This window comes from Flavobacterium sp. Sr18 (assembly GCF_011064265.1).
Classification (GTDB): Bacteria; Bacteroidota; Bacteroidia; order Flavobacteriales; family Flavobacteriaceae; genus Flavobacterium; species Flavobacterium petrolei.
Genome location: NZ_CP049329.1, coordinates 1,750,808 through 1,769,709 on the forward strand (window position 1 = coordinate 1,750,808; position 18,902 = coordinate 1,769,709).

General features: G+C 34.4%; 15 protein-coding genes. 9 read left to right on the forward strand and 6 right to left on the reverse strand.

Annotated features, from left to right (window positions below):
* The first annotated feature begins 43 nt into the window (after nucleotides 1–43).
* The 3 genes from G7A72_RS07760 (at nucleotide 44) to G7A72_RS07770 (ending at nucleotide 5,434) form a co-directional block, all read left to right on the forward strand.
* Nucleotides 44–3,487, forward strand: coding sequence for a DUF2460 domain-containing protein (locus tag G7A72_RS07760; RefSeq protein WP_165152050.1), 3,444 nt, complete (start codon nucleotides 44–46; stop codon nucleotides 3,485–3,487).
* A gap of 83 nt (nucleotides 3,488–3,570) precedes the next feature.
* Nucleotides 3,571–4,200, forward strand: a complete 630-nt coding sequence (locus G7A72_RS07765) for a hypothetical protein (protein ID WP_165152051.1) — start codon at nucleotides 3,571–3,573, stop codon at nucleotides 4,198–4,200.
* A 178-nt stretch (nucleotides 4,201–4,378) separates the two neighbouring features.
* Nucleotides 4,379–5,434, forward strand: coding sequence for a glycosyltransferase (locus G7A72_RS07770; protein WP_241258598.1), 1,056 nt, complete (start codon nucleotides 4,379–4,381; stop codon nucleotides 5,432–5,434).
* Between the two features lie 73 nt (nucleotides 5,435–5,507).
* Here G7A72_RS07770 and G7A72_RS07775 read toward each other — a convergent pair whose 3' ends face one another.
* Nucleotides 5,508–6,563: a cell wall metabolism sensor histidine kinase WalK gene (locus G7A72_RS07775; protein ID WP_165152053.1), complete on the reverse strand. Its 1,056-nt coding sequence runs from the start codon at nucleotides 6,561–6,563 to the stop codon at nucleotides 5,508–5,510.
* Nucleotides 6,564–7,247: a response regulator transcription factor gene (locus G7A72_RS07780; RefSeq protein ID WP_165152054.1), complete on the reverse strand. Its 684-nt coding sequence runs from the start codon at nucleotides 7,245–7,247 to the stop codon at nucleotides 6,564–6,566. It abuts the gene before it with no gap.
* A 176-nt stretch (nucleotides 7,248–7,423) separates the two neighbouring features.
* Here G7A72_RS07780 and G7A72_RS07785 point away from each other — a divergent pair, with 176 nt between their 5' ends.
* From G7A72_RS07785 to G7A72_RS07800, 4 genes are all read left to right on the forward strand, one after another.
* Nucleotides 7,424–10,204 carry a TonB-dependent receptor gene (locus G7A72_RS07785; protein ID WP_165152055.1) on the forward strand — a complete coding sequence of 927 codons (2,781 nt, stop codon included), beginning with the start codon at nucleotides 7,424–7,426 and terminating at the stop codon, nucleotides 10,202–10,204.
* Nucleotides 10,205–10,389: 185 nt separating this feature from the next.
* Nucleotides 10,390–11,601 (forward strand): hypothetical protein, encoded by a 1,212-nt coding sequence (locus G7A72_RS07790; protein ID WP_165152056.1) that lies wholly within the window; start codon nucleotides 10,390–10,392, stop codon nucleotides 11,599–11,601.
* A 106-nt stretch (nucleotides 11,602–11,707) separates the two neighbouring features.
* On the forward strand, nucleotides 11,708–12,046 hold the full coding sequence (locus G7A72_RS07795) for a T9SS type A sorting domain-containing protein (protein ID WP_165152057.1): 339 nt from the start codon (nucleotides 11,708–11,710) through the stop codon (nucleotides 12,044–12,046).
* A 146-nt stretch (nucleotides 12,047–12,192) separates the two neighbouring features.
* Nucleotides 12,193–13,173, forward strand: a complete 981-nt coding sequence (locus tag G7A72_RS07800) for an acyl transferase (protein WP_165152058.1) — start codon at nucleotides 12,193–12,195, stop codon at nucleotides 13,171–13,173.
* Here G7A72_RS07800 and tyrS read toward each other — a convergent pair.
* Complete coding sequence (gene tyrS / locus G7A72_RS07805; RefSeq protein WP_165152059.1) at nucleotides 13,170–14,462, reverse strand: tyrosine--tRNA ligase; 1,293 nt, start codon at nucleotides 14,460–14,462, stop codon at nucleotides 13,170–13,172. The genes G7A72_RS07800 and tyrS overlap by 4 nt on opposite strands.
* Before the next feature lie 127 nt (nucleotides 14,463–14,589).
* Here tyrS and G7A72_RS07810 point away from each other — a divergent pair, with 127 nt between their 5' ends.
* Complete coding sequence (locus G7A72_RS07810) at nucleotides 14,590–15,591, forward strand: NAD-dependent epimerase/dehydratase family protein (RefSeq protein ID WP_165152060.1); 1,002 nt, start codon at nucleotides 14,590–14,592, stop codon at nucleotides 15,589–15,591.
* Nucleotides 15,592–15,604: 13 nt separating this feature from the next.
* On the opposite strand, the gene G7A72_RS07815 is transcribed toward G7A72_RS07810, so the two are convergent.
* From G7A72_RS07815 to G7A72_RS07825, 3 genes are read right to left on the reverse strand one after another with little or no spacing between them, the layout of a single operon-like run.
* Nucleotides 15,605–16,030, reverse strand: coding sequence for a DUF4296 domain-containing protein (locus G7A72_RS07815; protein WP_165152061.1), 426 nt, complete (start codon nucleotides 16,028–16,030; stop codon nucleotides 15,605–15,607).
* Between the two features lie 10 nt (nucleotides 16,031–16,040).
* The gene (locus G7A72_RS07820) at nucleotides 16,041–17,381 is read right to left on the reverse strand and encodes a dihydroorotase (RefSeq protein WP_165152062.1); all 1,341 of its coding nucleotides are present in this window, start codon (nucleotides 17,379–17,381) and stop codon (nucleotides 16,041–16,043) included.
* A 12-nt stretch (nucleotides 17,382–17,393) separates the two neighbouring features.
* Nucleotides 17,394–18,119, reverse strand: coding sequence for a polyprenol monophosphomannose synthase (locus G7A72_RS07825; protein ID WP_165152063.1), 726 nt, complete (start codon nucleotides 18,117–18,119; stop codon nucleotides 17,394–17,396).
* Nucleotides 18,120–18,222: 103 nt separating this feature from the next.
* Between G7A72_RS07825 and G7A72_RS07830 the strand changes: the two genes are divergently transcribed.
* Nucleotides 18,223–18,894 (forward strand): DUF4271 domain-containing protein, encoded by a 672-nt coding sequence (locus G7A72_RS07830; protein ID WP_165152064.1) that lies wholly within the window; start codon nucleotides 18,223–18,225, stop codon nucleotides 18,892–18,894.
* Nucleotides 18,895–18,902: the final 8 nt, after the last annotated feature.

The window sequence follows — 18,902 nt, forward strand, 5'->3', positions numbered from 1 at the left end:
AAATTATAAATACTACTTTTGATACTTTCGAGTTATAGTATTTATGTTGAAAAAATTACTTTTTTGGATTCTAATCGGTTGTTTTTCTGGGCTTCATGCACAGCAAATAAATTCGCTGTACAAAACCAAAAAAATTCTTCCTTCGCGCGATACTATTTACATTGAAAAAGAAAGCCTTAATTCTAGTTTTTTCAAATTGCTTGACGCCAATGACAAACAAATTGACAATACTTTATTTGCAATAAATTTCGAAAAGGGAACTTTAATTTTAAAGGAAAACAGCGCTTTCAAATCCGATTCACTGACCATACAGTATTTGAAATTTCCCGAAATTCTTACCAAAGAATACCGCATTTATGACGCATCAAAAGTTGTTAGCAATGAAGCCGGACAAGGTAACTTGTATGCTATTGGAAATAAAAATACCAATAAAAACGTACCTTTTGACGGTTTAAATACTTCCGGAAGCATTACACGTGGCGTGACTATAGGAAACAATCAAAATGCTGTTTTGAATTCCAATTTAGACTTGCAAATCACCGGAAAAATATCCGAAAAAGTAAGTTTAAGAGCCTCAATTCAAGACAGTAATATTCCGTTGCAAGATGGCGGATATTCCCAAAAACTAGATCAGTTTGACAATGTTTTCATGGAATTATTCAGCGATGAATGGAATATCCGTGCAGGTGATATTTTTCTGGAAAACAAGAACACCCAATTCCTGAATTTCAATAAAAAAGTACAGGGACTGGCGACAAGTTTCAACTTTGGAACTGAAGAAAACAAAACGAATGTATTTGCATCTGCTGCATTAGTCCGCGGTCAATATGCCAAAAGTGATATTGTGGGACAAGAGGGAAATCAGGGTCCGTACAAATTAAAAGGGCAAAACGGTGAATTATACGTTCTGGTGGTTTCCGGTTCAGAGCGGGTTTATGTCAATGGGATTTTACTGAAACGAGGAGAAAACAATGATTACACGATTGATTATAATGCAGGTGAAATTGTATTTACGCCACTTTTTACCATCACTTCCGAAATGCGAATTGCTATAGAATATCAATATTCCGACCGTAATTACACGCGTTTTGTAACCTATGCCGGAGCTACACATGAAAATAAAAAATGGAGTTTTGGTGGTTATTTATATTCGGAAAACGACTTGAAAAACCAGCCTTTACAACAGAATTTGTCACAGGAACAAGCTCAAATATTAGTCAATGCCGGAGACAATTCTAGTTTAATGACCGCGCCTTCAGCCTATTCAGATTCCTACTCCGAGAACAAAGTACTGTACCGAAAAACGACTGCTAATGCCGTTGAAATTTTCGAATATTCAAATGACGTACAACAGGAATTATTCAATGTTCGATTCACTTTAGTAGGAGCCAATAACGGGAATTATATTGTGACAAATTCAGCCACAATCACTCGAGTTTATCAATACATTGCTCCAGCAAACGGGATTCTGCAAGGAAATTATGAACCCATAATTCAACTTATTGCACCTACAAAAGTACAAGTAGCCACCTTTTTAGGAAAATACAACCCAGATGAAAAAACAGCTGTTGATTTTGAAATTGGCATCAGCAATAATGATAAAAATTTATTTTCAAATATTGATGACGCGAATAACAAAGGTCTTGCTGGAAAAATAAATACCAAGCAGCGTATTTTTTCGAAAAAATGGCAGATGGATGCTTTCGCTAATTACCAATTCATTCAGAACAATTTCAGTTCAGTGGAGCGGCTTTATAACATCGAATTTGACAGGGACTGGAACTTAGGAACTGCTGGCATTGGAAATCAAAGTCTGTTCGTTTCCGGATTACAATTGGATTTAAATCCAAAACCAAAATCCACCAACAAAGGATTACTATTGTATCAATTTGAAAAACTAGATTTCTCTGAAAATTTTTCAGGTAGTAGGCATGTTGTAAATGGATTATTTCGAGTAAAAAATTGGACTTTTCAAAATCAAGGGAGTTTCCTAAAAAGTGACGCACCTACTTTATCTTCTAAATTCTTAAGAAACCAGTCTCAGATGCGTTTGCATTTTGATAAAAATTGGGTCGGTTCCAGCTTGCGCTTAGAGGACAATCAGGAAAAAAATAAAACGACAAATCAGTTTACGGCTTTGAGCCAAAAATTTACAGAGTATGGTGTATTCGCCGGGAGAGGTGACAGCACCAAGGTTTTTGTAGAATTAGGTTATTTAAGAAGAACCAATGACAGCTTGCAAAACCGAAGTATCGGGAGTTTCATTCAGCGTGTAAATTCGTCTCAAACTTTTATGCTGAAATCGAAATTAATTCAAACCAATAAAAGTGATTTGTCCATCTTTGCCAATTACAGAGTCTTAGAATTCGTGGATGCCACACGAAAAAAAGAACCCACATTGAATTCCAGAATCGTGTACACGGATCGTTTTTTTAATCAACTAATTTTAAGCACAACGGTTTATGAAACGAATTCCGGAACCATTCCGCAACAAGAATTTACCTATCTCGAAGTTTCTGCAGGTCAAGGCGTCTATACTTGGAATGATTACAATGACAATGGAGTTCAGGAATTACAGGAATTTGAAGTCGCTCCATTTATCGATCAGGCGAAATTTATCCGGGTATTTTTACCCAACCGGATTTATATAAAAACACATCAAAATAAGTTCTCACAATCCGTGACTTTAAACCCGAATCAATGGCAAAACGAAACCGGAATCAAAAAATTACTTTCCTATTTCTACAATCAAACTGCCTTTATAATCGACCGAAAAATAAGAAGTGATGGAAACAATTTCGACTTAAATCCGTTTAGCGGTTCCAATGAAAATGTACTAGGCCTAAACTCCAGTTTAAGAAACAGTCTGTTTTACAATCGAGGGAAACAAAACCATTCTACTACGTATTCCTATTTAGAAAATAAAACAAAAAACTTATTATCCATCGGTTCACAGGAAGCTACCAACAGCTCTCATCAATTGCAATACAATCATTTGTATCACCAAAGCTGGCTTTTTGTTTTTTTTGCCAAAACAATTCAAACCGCAATTGAATCTGAAAATTTCCCCGAGAAAAACTTCGATATTAGCGGTTATCAATTGGCTCCAAAAATCAGTTATTTATTTTCCAAAAACACCAGTTGGGATATCTTTTATGAGTTACAAAAGAAAGAAAATCAGATAGGAGTTTCAGAAACGCTGCTGCAAAACCGTTTTGGAACTGCCTTTTCCTATTCAGGTACAAAAAAATTCACGATGAACGGTGAAGTTTCTTTTTACCAAAATAAATTTGATGGAAATGAATTTTCCTCGGTAGGATTTCAAATGTTGGAGGGATTACAAACTGGGCAAAACCTGACTTGGAGATTGCTTTTGCAAAAAAACATTACGCAATTTTTAGACATAAACTTTAATTATCAGGGTCGAAAAAGCGAAACAAGCCAAGCCATTCATACTGGGAGCATGCAGTTGAGAGCTTATTTTTAAGCTAAAGAAGGATAAATTTGTTTGAATTCATTTTGAATATATTTTTTTGCTATTTTTATATAACTAAACATAAAAAAAATGCTATGAAAAAATTATTTGTATTGTTATTAACTATTATTTTATCGGTGAGCGCCTATTCCCAAGAAACGGCAACTGAAAAGAAAGCAACAAAAGCTACCACACAAAAATTAGCAAAAGCTAAAGCAAAGGAAAAAGCAAAAGCCAAAGCAGATGCTACAAAAGAAAAAGCAACGGCAGCGAAAGAAAAAACCGAAGTTGCTAAAGAAAAAGTATCTAAAGCAATGGCAGCAAAAGAAAAAGCAGCAAAAGAAAAAGCAGCAAAAGCTAAATCTAAAGCCACGACAGCAAAAGAAAAAACTGAAGTTGTAAAAGAAAAAGCAACAAAAGCTAAAGAGAAAGCAACGACAGCAAAAGAAAAAACTGAAATTGTAAAAGAAAAAGCAACAAAAGCAAAAGAGAAAGCAACGACAGCAAAAGAAAAAACTGAAGTTGTAAAAGAAAAAGCTACAAAAGCAAAAGAGAAAGCTACAGCTACCAAGCCAGCAAAAAAACTAAAAGAGACTACTGAAAAAGCACCTAAAATTGCCGATAAAATAACAGGTGAATACAATGGAAAAAAAGTATATACTGGTCCTAGGGGAGGAAAATACTACATCAACTCCAACGGTAATAAAACGTATATTCAAGAATAATTTTTTTATAAAATATTTCACAAAGGCTATCTTTTAGGATAGCCTTTATTTTTCTATAAAAGTATAATTGCCCCATAATTTAATAGTTTAGTAATACCTTCGAAATATACAAAACGGGTTCATTTCCTAACTTTCAAATAAAAAACAACGAACCTATTTATCGCACATGGATTTGAAAATGAAACAAAAGACTATCCTAATCGCACCATTGAATTGGGGTTTAGGCCATGCAACACGATGTATTCCCATTATCAAAGCCTTATTAGAAAACAATTACACTCCCATTATTGCATCCGATGGAATTGCATTGACTTTACTAAAAAAAGAATTCCCTACCGTACAAGCACTGGAACTTCCCTCCTACCAAATAGAATATGCTAAAAATGGCGCCAATTTCAAATGGAAATTAATACAGAATGGTCCAAAAATGGTCCGAGCTATTTTAGAAGAAAAAAAAATAATTGAAAACTGGATTAAACAATATGCAATAGACGGTATTATTTCAGACAATCGATTAGGAGTTTACAGCAAGAAAGTCCCATCCGTGTTTATTACCCATCAATTGAATGTCATGACTGGAAACACCACTTGGATAACAAGTAAAGTACATCAATATATTATAAAAAAATATATAGAATGCTGGGTTCCGGATCTTGAAGGTTCCATAAATCTAACCGGAAAACTAGGTCATATTGAAAGTATCAGCCTCAAAACTAAATATATAGGCCCTTTGAGCCGACTTCAAAAGAAACTATTACCAAAAAAATATGATTTGCTGGTGATTCTCTCCGGTCCTGAACCTCAACGAGGAATACTGGAAAATCATTTGAAAAACGAAATCAATCGGTTCAAAGGAAATGCAATTTTCATTGAAGGAAACGTAGAATCAGAACAGAAAATTGTTGTAAAACAAAATGTTACCTATTACAACTTCATGAATTCTACCGAACTCGAACAAGCTTTTAACGAAAGTGAAATGGTCCTTTGTCGTTCTGGATACACTACAATAATGGATCTTGCGCAATTGCGAAAAAAAGCATTTTTTATTCCAACACCAGGACAATACGAACAGGAATATTTGGCTAAAAAATTAAAAAAGGAAGGCTTAGTTCCTTATGCGAATCAAAATGATTTTAGAATGGAAAATATTCAAGAAATTCAGGATTATAAAGGACTTCCACGCTTAGATTCTAAAATTGACTGGACAAATTTATTTGCGGTTTTTGAAAAATAGTTTCTAATAATTACCCACAAAAAAACCGATTTAGAAAAATCGGTTTTTTGGTATTAAAATATATTTTTTCAGATTATATTTTAGTCGTTTTAGCTTTTTCAAGAGTAAAAGAAAATTCAGAACCCACACCAAATGTACTGTCTACATAAATTTTCTCATCATGAGCTTCAATAATATGCTTTACAATTGATAGTCCCAATCCGGAACCACCTTCGGTTCTTGCGCCACTTTTATCCACTCTGTAAAAACGTTCAAAAAGTCTAGGAATATTTTTTTTCTCTATTCCTTCTCCGTTATCAGTAATACGAACAATTACTTTTTCATCTGTCAAATCCTCGATACTCACTTCGGTTGAACCCTTTAATTTTCCATATTTTATGGAGTTTACAATCAAGTTCATCACCACTTGTTGAATTTTTTCCTGATCTCCAACAACCAAAACCGGCTTATTGTATTTCATATCAAACATCAACAAAATATCTTTCTTGGAAGCTTTCATTTCGAGCAAATCAAATACATTTTGAACGAGTTTAACAATGTCAAATTCAGCTATTTCTAAATTCAAGTCGCCAATTTCAAGTTTGGAAATCATATCTAAATCCTGAACAATATAGATGAGTCTTTCCACTCCTTTTTCGGCACGTTCTAAGTATTTTTTTCGGATTGTTTTATCGTTCATGGCTCCGTCAAGCAAAGTTGACAAATACCCTTGAACCGTAAAAAGTGGGGTTTTGAGTTCGTGAGAAACGTTTCCAAGAAACTCTCTTCTATATTCTTCACGGACTTTTAACGTTTCTATTTCCAGCTTTTTATCAGTTGCAAACTTCTTGACTTCACGAGTAAGTGTCGCCATATCCGTTGTTATCGGCTGGTTTCTAAAAGTGCTTGATTCTAATAAAGAAACGTCATCATATATTTTTTTTACCTTTTTATAAATAAAACGTTCTACCCGATATTGAATCACAATAAAGGAGAAAGTAGCAATTGACAAGGCAAAAATCAAACAAAACTGGTAGGAAAAACTAAAAAACCAATGGGTAAGAAAACCAACTAATCCGGTAGAAAAAAGGGTGACATAGAGCGCCGATTTTACGGCAAAGCGATATGTTTTTTTAAAATTTATAGTCATTTATACTTCAAACTTATACCCAACACCTTTTATTGTTTTGAAAAAATCTTCTCCAATTTTTTCCCGTAATTTTCGGATGTGAACATCAATCGTTCTTCCGCCCACAACCACTTCATTACCCCAAACTTTGTCCAGAATTTCATCGCGTTTGAATACTTTTCCTGGTTTTGAAGCTAATAAATAAAACAGTTCAAATTCTTTTCTTGGCAAAGCAATTTCAACATTATCTTTTACAATTTTGTATTCCTCGCGATTGATTTCGATTCCGCCAACGTTTAATGTCTCGCTGTTTTGTTCTTTTTCTTTTAATCGGCGCAACAAAGCTTTTACTTTGCTAACTAATAATTTAGGTTTGATGGGCTTTGTAATATAATCATCGGCACCAGCGTCAAAACCTGCAACTTGGGAATAATCTTCACTTCTGGCAGTCAAGAACGTAATTATAACATTGCTGAGTTCCGGGATTTTACGAATATTTTCACAAGCCTCCATTCCGTCCATTTCTGGCATCATAACATCCATTATAATAAGGTCTGGAATTTCTTTTTTAGCTTTAGCTACAGCTTCTTTTCCGTTAGCCGCTGTAAAGATTTGATATCCTTCCTCAGAGAGGTTGTACCCTACAATTTCTAAGATATCCGGTTCGTCGTCTACTAATAGAATCTTCGTGTGTTTTTTCTTCATAAAGCGCCAAAAATTGTTTTTGAATTGTAAATGTAACAATAATTGGGGTACTGAAAAGCTGTTAACCGTAATTTAATATTAGGTGCATTTTTGGACCCAAAACAAAACATAACCATAACAAGTGAGTAACTTACATTTTACATTTCAGGCGTTACTTTGCAAAAAAATTAAACCAAATGAAATTCAAGTTACTATTTTTAACGTTATTTATAACTGCTGTTTCTTTCGCACAGAATAAAGGAACGATAGCCGGAATCTTAACAGACAAAGATGCTAATAATCAGTCATTACCTTTTGCTAATGTTCTTATCAAAGGAACAAATATAGGAACCAATACTGATATTGATGGTAAATATACCATAAAAATACTACCAGGAAACTATACTTTACAGTTAAGTTTTGTAGGTTACGAATCTGTTGAGATTCCTGTAACAGTGGTTGCTGATGAAACTGTAACTGTAAACAAGGCATTAGGTTCAGGGAGCTATAAACTGGAAGATGTCGTTATAAAAAACACTGCAAGCAGAGAAAAGGAAACTGCATTATTATTAGACCAAAAACAGGCGGTTGTAATTAAACAAAGTATCGGCGCACAAGAAATGGCCCGTAAAGGTGTAAGCGACGTTGAAGAAGGATTAACAAAAATTACAGGAATCACTAAGGTAGATGGAAGAGGTTTATTTATCAGAGGACTGGAAGACCGCTACAATAACTTATTGATAAACGATTTGCAATCCCCATCAAACAGTCCTTTCAAGAAAATCATTCCTTTAGATTTGTTTCCTACTGATGTTGTTGGAGTATTAAATATCTACAAAACTTTCAATCCTAACATTTCTGGAGATTTTGCAGGAGCAACCGTTAATATTGAAACACCTCAACCCAAAAACATTACGAAATTGAACATTGGTTTTGGCTATACTACCAACAATAACCTTCAAGATTTCCTGCTTTCTGATGATGCAAATTCAACGAAAGGTTCTTTAGGCCTTATTGGGAATGACAGAGCGCTTCCTAGTATCTTTGGATCAATTCCAAGAGGACAAAAACTTTCTCCTTCGGAATATGAGAATGGTTTTGGTAAAAAATCATGGGATGTAAATAATACGAAAAGCCCATTGAATTCAAGTATTGGATTTTTACATGCTCAAAAATTCAGTCTTGAAAAAGAAAGAAATATTAGTTACATAATGTCTTTCAATTTTGACAATAAATACTCTTTTAGAGAAGGTGTAGACAGAACTTTCAATCTTGGTCAAGGAAATTATGATAATAATTTGTACAATACTCAATACAGTTATTTCACTACATTTTCAGGTTTAGCAGGTTTGAAATACAAGACAAACCGTTTTAACTTGAACTTCAACACGTTCTTGATTAAAGCGACTGAAAGCAAAATTCAAGATCAGCTAGGATACACAAACAGCTTAGCTAATCAGACAAATAATCTTATCAGATTAAACCAATACGAAGAATCTAACTATTGGAACACACAATTGTACGGAGATTATAAATTAACCGAAGACGGGAAACACAGTTTAAAAGCTGGTGGTTCTTATGTAAAAACTTCTTTTCAACAACCGGATAGAAAATTTATCACAGGTGTAAAACTAGATGACACCCAAATAAATATGTCTTATGGTGGTAATAACTTAAACCGTCAATTCCTTGATGTAAAAGGAAACTTCTATTACTCTTCACTTTTAGAATATAATTTAAAATTTGGAGACAATGAAGATTCTAATAAATTATCTATTGGATACAACAGTTCGCTGAACGACATGGAATCTTCTTACCGTTTCTTCTCAGGAAGAAGGAATTTAGAGAGAAACTATACTGCTGATTTAAGTACTATAAGCCAAAACATCAATGAAGATATCAACAACGGAATTGTTTATGTTCAGGAAGAATCTAACGGAGATTACAAAGTAAAATTGAATCAGTTTGTTAATGCTGGATACTTCAATTTGTTTATGAATCTTGGAGAAAAATGGGATTTGAATGCTGGTATTAGAGGTGAAAGTTCAACTCGTACTATAAAATACAGAGAACAAGGCGATCCGTTTGGTAGCGCTTTCCGAAAAAAGACAGATGACAAGCTTGACATTTTACCATCTATAAACGCAAAACGTCTTTTGAATGAAAATAGTAATTTGAGAGTGTCATTAGCAAAAACTATAACCCGTCCAGTTGCGATGGAGTTGTTACCAATAAATTACATTAATGCTGATGGAACTTCAGAGAGTGGAAACCCAGATTTGAAAGACAGTGAAAACTATAATGTAGATTTCAAATATGAATTGTTTCCTAACAACAAAGAAATGTTTGCTGTAGGTGTATTTGGAAAAATGATCAACGACCCAATCGAAAGAGTTTTCAAACCAACTGCAAATAGTGGAGGTCAAATCACAACTTTCAAAAACTCAGAGCAAGCAGTTATTTATGGTGCCGAGATAGAAATGCTTTTCCAATTGAGCAGAATTAGCAAATCGCTTTCTAATTTCTCTTTAGGCTTCAATACATCGTTAATGAGTACTGACGTTAAAATTGACCTTAAAAAACAAGGAAATGAATTAGAAAACAGTACTAACCGTAAACTGCAAGGTGCTTCAAGTTGGTTAATCAATTCTGATTTGAAATATGACTTTATCCTTAATAAAGATTGGAAAAACTCTATGACCTTGGTATATAACGTTTATGGAGATCGTATTTTCGCAGTAGGTTCTTCAGGAATTGATCATATCTACGAGAAATCTTTTAGTAAATTAGATTTTGTTTGGACTAACTCAATTTCAAAAAGTATCGAACTTAAATTTGGTATTGACAACATCTTAAATCCAAGTTACAAAAAAGAGTTGGGAAGCAAAAGTACTTTAGACATAACAGAAGACTCACTGATTTTAAGAGAATTCAAAAAGGGTGTCGGATTCTCCTTTAACATAGGATACACGTTTTAAAAACAACAAAAAAAAAGAGCTATAATAGCTCTTTTTTTTGTTTACATAAGTAACATAAAGTTTACATCAAATTCATTGTTATATAATACTTTAATAACAATTACGTAACTAAAATTCAGAACCTCAGAAGTACTTTTGAAATAAATAATTAACAAAAAAACTTATAATTTTAAAATCATTAAAAAATGAAAAAATTAGTATTCAGTCTTGCATTATTGAGCTTGGTTTTTACAAGTTGTACTTCAAGCGATGACCCAATAGTAACGCCTCCAACGACTGCGACAGGTGAAATCACAGGAGATATCACAGCATCAAAAACATATACAAAAGGTGTTTATACTATCAAAGGTACTGTAAGAGTAAAAAGCGATGCTACTTTAACTTTTGAAGCTGGTTCACTAATTACTGCTGATGCAGCTGATGGTACAGATGCTTTATTAGTAGAAAAAGGCGGAAAATTAAATATTTCAGGAACAGCAGCAGAGCCTGTAGTGTTTACTGAAAAATCTAAAACTGCAGGTTCTTGGGGTGGTATAATCATGTTTGGTGATGCTCCTATCGTTTCTGGAAAAACTGCTGACGGAACTCCTATTACAACTGCAACTTCTGAAGACGGAACAAACATTGTTTACGGTGGTACAAATGCTGCTCATAATGGTGGTTCTTTAAAATATGTACGAGTAGAATATGCAGGTAAAAAAATCCTTGACGGAAATTCTGAAATGAATGGTTTCTCATTCTATTCAGTAGGTTCAGGAACAGTATTAGAAAATCTTGTTGCTTACAAAGGAGCTGATGATGGTTTTGAATTTTACGGTGGAACTGTAAGTGCTAAAAACCTTATTTCTTACGGAAACACAGATGATTCTTTTGACTGGCAAGATGGATGGCAAGGTCAAGCAAATACAAACTGGTACGCATATCAAACTGGAGCTGGAAATTTTGGAATGGAAATCGAAGCAAAAAGTGTAAACAATGCATTCTTCCCTAAAGTATCTAATATTACTTTAAGAAGAGCAGCAGGTACTGCAACTGAAGCTGGAAATCCACTAGAAATTGATGCAATCCAATTCAAGAAAGAAGGTAACGGAGAATATTCTAATGTAGTAATTTCAGGATACACAAATACTGCAGTTTCAGGAACTACAACAGTAAATGCAGTTGCCGTTAGAATTCAAGAAGCTGCAACAAACACTAACCAAGTTCTTACTGGTAAAATAAAAATGTTGAATGTGAAAATTGCAGACGCTACTACGACTCAATGGGGTGCTGGTGCAGCTTTTACAGTTTCATTTTTACCTGCAAATTTTACAACAAGCACAACAGCAACTGGAGCTGCATTGACTCCTGGAGCTTGGGCAATTGTTGATGGCGTTAATTTATTATCAAATTTGTAATAAACAATCCAATTGATTTATAGTAAACATCCTGAGCAATCAGGATGTTTTTTTTTGGTATGCTTTTTGAAATATATTTTGTATATTTACTATTCAAAATGATCTGATGGCAAAAAACTACTTTTATATTATTACTGTATTGGTTCTTTTATTTTCTCTGAGCGTTAGTGCTCAGGAAACTAAACCGCAACCAAGAACACAAGAAACCGCTACTATAGAAGGTTTAAGCTTGTATCCGAACCCTGTGAGTAATGGCAAAGTTTACATTTCTACGAAAAACGACTTGGATAAAGAAATAATTATCTTTGATGTTTTAGGAAAAAAAGTACTTCAAACCACGATAAGCTCAAGAGAATTAAATGTTTCTAATCTATCCTCTGGTGTTTACATCATAAAAATTAATGAAAAAGAAGCATCAGCGACCAGAAAATTAATCATCCGATAATTTCAAAAATACACTATCAAAGCTCCAATTGCAATTGGGGCTTTTTTTATATCTTGTTCAAATAGAATCAATCCTAAGAATCAAGTTTATCCAATTCCGTTATTGGTTTGCCTTTAAATTTTTGATTACTTTTGCAAAAAAAATTCTTGATCACAGCCTCCGATATATTTTCTATTTCCAGTCAAAAACAATTTGAAAAAATTGCTTTGAAAGTATTTCGTTTCCAATACGAAAACAACTTAGTCTATCAGGAATTTTGTGATTTTCTAAAAACAGATCCTCACAAAGTAAAATCGCTACAACAGATTCCCTTTTTACCAATTCAGTTTTTTAAGAGTCATCAGGTGGTTTCGAATACCAATCCTATTCAGGAAACCTTTACCAGTAGCGGTACAACCGGAATGATTACCAGCAAACATCTGGTTACCGATATTACCTTATACGTAGAGAGTTACCGTAAAGGATTTTCAGAATTTTATGGCAATATTGAAGATTATGTTGTTTTAGCTTTACTTCCATCCTATCTGGAACGGGAAGGCTCTTCCTTAATTTACATGGTCAAGGATTTAATTGAACTTTCCAATCATCCTGAAAGTGGTTTTTACCTGCACAATCACGACGAACTGATTGCCAAGCTTATCGCTTTAGATGAAGCAGGTCAAAATGTAATTTTGATTGGTGTAACTTTTGCTTTAATGGATTTAATAGAGCAGCATCAGTTTCAATTGCAGCATACCATTATCATGGAAACAGGCGGCATGAAGGGCAAGCGGAAAGAAATGATTCGGGAAGAACTGCACGAACAATTGTGTAAAGGATTTGGCGTTTCATCCATACATTCTGAATATGGAATGACCGAATTGCTTTCGCAAGCGTATTCTTTAGGGAACGGCGTGTTTGAGTGCCCTTCCTGGATACAAATCCTCGTTCGCGATACCGAAGATGCTTTAACTTATATTCAAGACGGAAAAACAGGCGGAATCAACGTGATTGATTTGGCCAACATCAATTCCTGTTCGTTTATTGCTACGCAGGATTTAGGCAAAAAAAATCCCAACAACTCTTTCGAGGTGTTGGGACGTTTCGATAACTCTGATATTCGAGGCTGTAATTTGATGGTTCTTTAAACCACTCTCACCACAAAATAGTTTTTCTTTCCACTTTGCAACAATATAAATTGATTGTTGATTAAATCTTTGTTCGAAAGCACAAAATCTTCAGCAACTTTTTCTCTATTTACTGAAATAGAATTAGCCGTCAAAGCGCGTCTAGCTTCGCCATTCGATTTTAAAAATCCCGTTTTTTCGTTTAAAACGTCAACAATATTGATTCCGGTTTCAATTTCGTTTCTGCTGATTTCCGCTTGAGGAACACCATCAAAAACATCTAAGAAAGTAGCTTCATCCAATTGTTTCAAATCATCAGAAGTAGAATTCCCAAACAAAATATTCGACGCTTTTATCGCATTTTCTAAATCTTCTGCTGAATGTACCATCACTGTAATTTCTTCGGCCAAACGTTTTTGTAACAAACGTAAATGCGGTGCTTCTTTATGTTTTTCAGTTAAAATTTCGATTTCATCTTTAGATAAAAAAGTGAAAATCTTAATGTATTTTGCGGCATCAACATCCGAAGTGTTCAACCAATATTGGTAAAATTTATATGGAGAAGTTCTGGCCGAATCCAACCAAATATTTCCACCTTCAGATTTTCCAAACTTGGTTCCATCCGCTTTTGTAATCAATGGACAAGTCAATGCATATGCTTTTCCACTGGCTATTCTACGCACTAATTCAGTTCCCGTAGTGATGTTTCCCCATTGGTCACTTCCACCCATTTGCAACGTACAATTCTTTTCTCTGTACAAATGCAAAAAGTCATATCCTTGAACCAATTGGTACGTAAACTCCGTGAATGACATTCCTTCGGCGGCTTCAGAAGACAAACGTTTCTTCACAGAATCTTTCGCCATCATATAATTTACCGTAATATGTTTCCCTACATCACGAATAAAATCCAGAAAAGAAAAATTCTTCATCCAGTCGTAATTATTCACTAATTCTGCTGCATTAGCCGAATTAGAAGTAAAATCTAAGAAACGAGATAATTGTCCTTTTATAGCTTCTTGATTGTGACGCAAAGTCGCTTCGTCCAATAAATTTCTTTCATTCGATTTTCCGGATGGATCACCAATCATTCCTGTTGCACCACCCACTAATGCTAATGGCTTGTGTCCCGCTAGTTGAAAATGTTTCAACAACATCACGCCTACTAAATGTCCTATATGCAATGAATCGGCAGTTGGGTCAATTCCCACATACGCCACACGCATTTGTTCCATCAAATGTTCTTCTGTGCCGGGCATAACATCGTGGAGCATTCCTCTCCAAGTTACTTCTTCAATAAAATTCTTCATCTTTTTAATCAATTTACTTTCGTCAATTCAGCCTTTTAGGCTTCGTGTGCACAAAGATAAAATTTATTGCGGATTAGGTTATTTGTTTAATAGGTTATTCGAAAAAAATTATTCGTATTTTCGTAGCATGATTTTAGTCACAGGAGGAACCGGTTTAGTAGGCGCACATTTATTGCTTCATTTAATTGAATCGCGAAGTATCGGGACACAAAAAGTACGTGCCATTTATCGAAGCGTAACTTCAATAGAGAAAACCAAGTCGCTATTCTCCATGTACAAAAAGGAATCGTTGTTCAATCAAATCGAATGGATTCAAGCAGACATTACCGAAGTCCCTTCGTTAGAAATAGCCTTTCAAAATATTGACACCGTGTACCATTGCGCCGCTTTGATTTCTTTTGATCCAAAGGATGAAGATATATTGCGAAAAACAAATATTGAAGGCACTGCGAATATTGTGAATTTCAGTATCGCCTATCAAATAAAAAAACTGTGTTTTATAAGTTCCATTGCCACTTTGGGCGATTTACTGCCACATGAAAAATTCATCACCGAAGAAACCGAATGGAATCCGGAAAAGTACCATAATGATTATGCCATTTCTAAATATGGTGCCGAAATGGAAATCTGGCGTGGACAGCAAGAAGGTTTAGAGGTAATAATTGTAAATCCGGGCGTAATTCTTGGACCCGGCTTTAGAGAACAAGGAAGCGGACAACTTTTTACGAAAGTAAAAAATGGATCGAAATTTTACACGTTGGGTTCCACCGGATTTGTTGCCGTTACTGATGTTGTTCGAATCGCTTACCAATTAATGCAAAGCCAAATCAAAAACGAACGCTTTACTTTGATTGAAGAAAATAGTGTTTTCCGTGACATTCTGAACGCGATGGCTGATGCACTTGACGTGAAACGACCTGAAATTCACGCAAAACCTTTTTTTATGGAAATACTCTGGAGATTGGATTGGTTTGTTTCGACTGTTTTTCAACAAAAGAGAAAGTTATCAAAAGCAACTGCAAGAGCTTCCTACTCGGTAAATAATTATTCCAATCAGAAGATTAAAGACTTCTTGAAAACTGATTTCAAGGACATTCACCAGTACATAAAAGACATTTCGAAACTTTAAAACTGCAATTTTTCTATTTCAATTTTGTAGTGTCACCAACAATAGGAGCTGGTTTTTTGTTGTTTTGAAGAACCGGTTTCTTTTTCTTTTTTTCCAAATTCACTAATGAATCGGCGCTTTTTTTACTGGCATCCAATCGTTTTGTAATTTGTTCAAACATCAATTTGTAGTCTTCATAATCTGACGCGTAATAAACATTACTTTTGGCAAACTGAAGGCTGTCAATTTTATATTTCTTGTAAATAAAGTCTCTTGGATTTATTTTAAAAGTATCCAAAGAGACTGGATTTTGATATTTTATTGCTTCTAAAACAGCTAAATCATACATCACATCAAGCATCACATCTTTCTCGATAAGACGTTCCGGTTTTTGTACTACTTCCTCTTTACAACTTATAAAGAGCGCCAATACTGCTAAAATTAGTATGATTTTTTTCATCTGATAAATTTTATCTTTCGAATAATAAACGTTTTCCTGCACGAATATCTTTTACCTTAAAAGCGGTGTAAACTAATTGTCCGTTTACAAAAGTATGGGTAATTCTGGATTTAAAAGTAAAACCTTCAAATGGAGACCAACCACATTTAGCCAAAATATTCTCTTTTTTTACGCTCCAAGGCAAACCTGCATTTACAATTACCAAATCCGCATAATAGCCTTCTTTGATAAAACCACGTTTTTCAATTTTGAAGATTTTAGCCGGATTATGACACATTTTCTCCACAATTTTCTCCACGCTTATTTTCCCTTGGTGGTGCGCTTCAAACATAGCCACAACAGCATGTTGAACCAGTGGACCGCCGGAGGGCGCATTCAAATAGGATTGTTTTTTCTCTTCTAAAGTGTGTGGGGCGTGATCTGTAGCAATCACATCAATACGATCATCCAGTAAGGCTTCCCAAAGTACTTTTCTATCATTGGCTGTTTTTACCGCAGGATTCCATTTAATCAGATTGCCTTTTGTAGCATAATCATCATTGGTAAACCATAAATGATGCACGCAAACTTCGGAAGTGATTTTCTTTTCTTCCAAAGGAATTTTGTTCGTAAACAAATCCATTTCTTTGGCGGTCGAAAGGTGAAAAATATGCAAGCGAGCACCAGTTCTCTTAGCTAAAGCAACGGCTTTGGAAGACGAAATATAACACGCTTCCTCGCTTCGGATCAGGTGATGCAACGTAACGGGAACATCCTCTCCGTACTCTTCTTTGTATTTCGCTAAATTGTTTTGTATTGTAGTTTCATCCTCGCAATGCACCGCAATAAGCATGGGCGTACTGGAAAATATTTTTTCTAGTGTTGCTTCGTTATCCACCAACATATTTCCGGTTGATGAACCTAAAAATATTTTGATTCCAGCAACATTCTTTGGATTTGTTTTTAAAACTTCCTCCAAATTATCATTAGTAGCACCCATCATAAACGAATAATTCGCATACGATTTCTGTGCAGCCAATTCATATTTTTGCTCTAATATTTCTTGAGTAACCGCATTTGGAATCGTATTGGGTTGTTCTATGTATGAAGTGATTCCGCCCGCAACAGCAGCTCTTGATTCGGATTCAATATCGCCTTTGTGCGTGAGTCCTGGCTCTCTGAAATGTACTTGATCATCAATAGCTCCCGGAATCAGAAAACTCCCTTCGGCATCAATAATTTTACAATCGGAGAACTTAGCACTGATACTTTCTGAAATTTCAACAATTAAGTCATTCTCAATTAATACATCGCCTTCAAAAATTACCCCTTCATTTACTATTTTGGCATTCTTAATTAAAACCCTGTTCATCCTATCTTTTTCTTATAATGTGTTGACTAATCTTTTTAATCTAAGCGCAATAACTCCAAAAACGGCTTCAACTATAATTGAATTACTCATCTTGGATTGCCCTTTTGTCCGGTCGGTAAAAATAATTGGAACCTCCGTAATTTTAAATTTTTTACAATACGTTCTGTATTTCATTTCAATTTGGAAAGCGTAACCAACAAATTTTATTTTATCTAAATTGATCTCTTCTAAAACTTTTCTTTTATAACAAACGAATCCCGCTGTGGCATCATGAATTTTCATTCCCGTAATCATTCGCACATAAACCGATGCAAAATACGACATCAAAACGCGACTCAAAGGCCAGTTTACCACATTTACACCAGTGACATAACGGGAGCCAATCGCTAAATCAGCATCACCAAAATGACAGGCGGTGTATAATTTTTCTAAATCGTTGGGGTTATGGGAAAAATCAGCATCCATTTCAAAAATGAAATCATATCTATGCTGCAAAGCCCATCTAAATCCATGAACGTAAGCTGTTCCTAAACCAGATTTTTTTTCTCTTTTTTCCAAAAACAAACGGCCTTCAAATTCTTTCTGAAGTAAAACAACCTTATCAGCAGTGTGATCCGGCGAATTATCATCAATAATCAGAACATGAAAGGGTTTGTGTTGCGAAAGCACCGATCGAATAATGCTTTCAATATTTTCAATTTCGTTATAGGTAGGAATTATAACAATACAATCATTCATATTTCGACTAATTTCACCGCAAAAGTAAACTTTTTATGCCATTTCAGCCTTAATAAAATTATAATAAAAAGAATGATGGAAAAATTAGTAATTTTGCAGCGTTATGATCGAAACTATACTTCATCCAAGAATAACTGAGAACAAAGACTGGGCAACCGTGCTTTTCGTTCTGTCATTTGCTATTATTGCGATTACCAAATCTATTTTTGAAAATCGATTTGGTGATTTTGCAAATCTGATTTTTTCGAATAAATACACCAAAGTGTACAGAGACAGCAGCCATTTAAAAAGTGGATTTACTGTCGCATTATTTTTTGTCCAAGTGATTTCTCTTGCATTTTTTATTCAAATTTCGCTGAGTTATTTTGGCAATGCATCAAAAACAGATTGGCTGCTTTACATCCAGATATTTACGTTTCTGGTTTTCTTCATTTTATCGAAATATTTAATTGAAAAAATAATTGCTACTTCCTTCAATATCGAAGAATTTATGGAGCAGTTTAACCTTCAAAAGGTAACTTACAGAACTTATATTGGATTATTCATACTTCCATTCAATATAATTTTGTTTTATTACGACTCCTTTTCAAGAAATATTCCATTAGTGATTATAGCTATGATATTATTCATCAACGCTTTAACATATTTTATTTCAATAAAAAATTATCAAAATTTAATATTCGGTAAGTTGTTTTATTTTATTTTATATCTTTGCGCTCTCGAAATAGCTCCCTATTATTTTATGTATTATTGGTTTACAAAAGGGAGTGCTTAGAAAACGTT

Coding starts and splice junctions, on each gene's coding strand:
- tyrS (WP_165152059.1), bottom strand. CDS start 14,462: ATGAAGAATTTTATTGAAGAAGTAACTTGGAGAGGAATGCTCCACGAT.
- G7A72_RS07830 (WP_165152064.1), top strand. CDS start 18,223: ATGATCGAAACTATACTTCATCCAAGAATAACTGAGAACAAAGACTGG.
- G7A72_RS07760 (WP_165152050.1), top strand. CDS start 44: ATGTTGAAAAAATTACTTTTTTGGATTCTAATCGGTTGTTTTTCTGGG.
- G7A72_RS07765 (WP_165152051.1), top strand. CDS start 3,571: ATGAAAAAATTATTTGTATTGTTATTAACTATTATTTTATCGGTGAGC.
- G7A72_RS07775 (WP_165152053.1), bottom strand. CDS start 6,563: ATGACTATAAATTTTAAAAAAACATATCGCTTTGCCGTAAAATCGGCG.
- G7A72_RS07780 (WP_165152054.1), bottom strand. CDS start 7,247: ATGAAGAAAAAACACACGAAGATTCTATTAGTAGACGACGAACCGGAT.
- G7A72_RS07820 (WP_165152062.1), bottom strand. CDS start 17,381: ATGAACAGGGTTTTAATTAAGAATGCCAAAATAGTAAATGAAGGGGTA.
- G7A72_RS07785 (WP_165152055.1), top strand. CDS start 7,424: ATGAAATTCAAGTTACTATTTTTAACGTTATTTATAACTGCTGTTTCT.
- G7A72_RS07810 (WP_165152060.1), top strand. CDS start 14,590: ATGATTTTAGTCACAGGAGGAACCGGTTTAGTAGGCGCACATTTATTG.
- G7A72_RS07770 (WP_241258598.1), top strand. CDS start 4,379: ATGAAACAAAAGACTATCCTAATCGCACCATTGAATTGGGGTTTAGGC.
- G7A72_RS07790 (WP_165152056.1), top strand. CDS start 10,390: ATGAAAAAATTAGTATTCAGTCTTGCATTATTGAGCTTGGTTTTTACA.
- G7A72_RS07795 (WP_165152057.1), top strand. CDS start 11,708: ATGGCAAAAAACTACTTTTATATTATTACTGTATTGGTTCTTTTATTT.
- G7A72_RS07815 (WP_165152061.1), bottom strand. CDS start 16,030: ATGAAAAAAATCATACTAATTTTAGCAGTATTGGCGCTCTTTATAAGT.
- G7A72_RS07825 (WP_165152063.1), bottom strand. CDS start 18,119: ATGAATGATTGTATTGTTATAATTCCTACCTATAACGAAATTGAAAAT.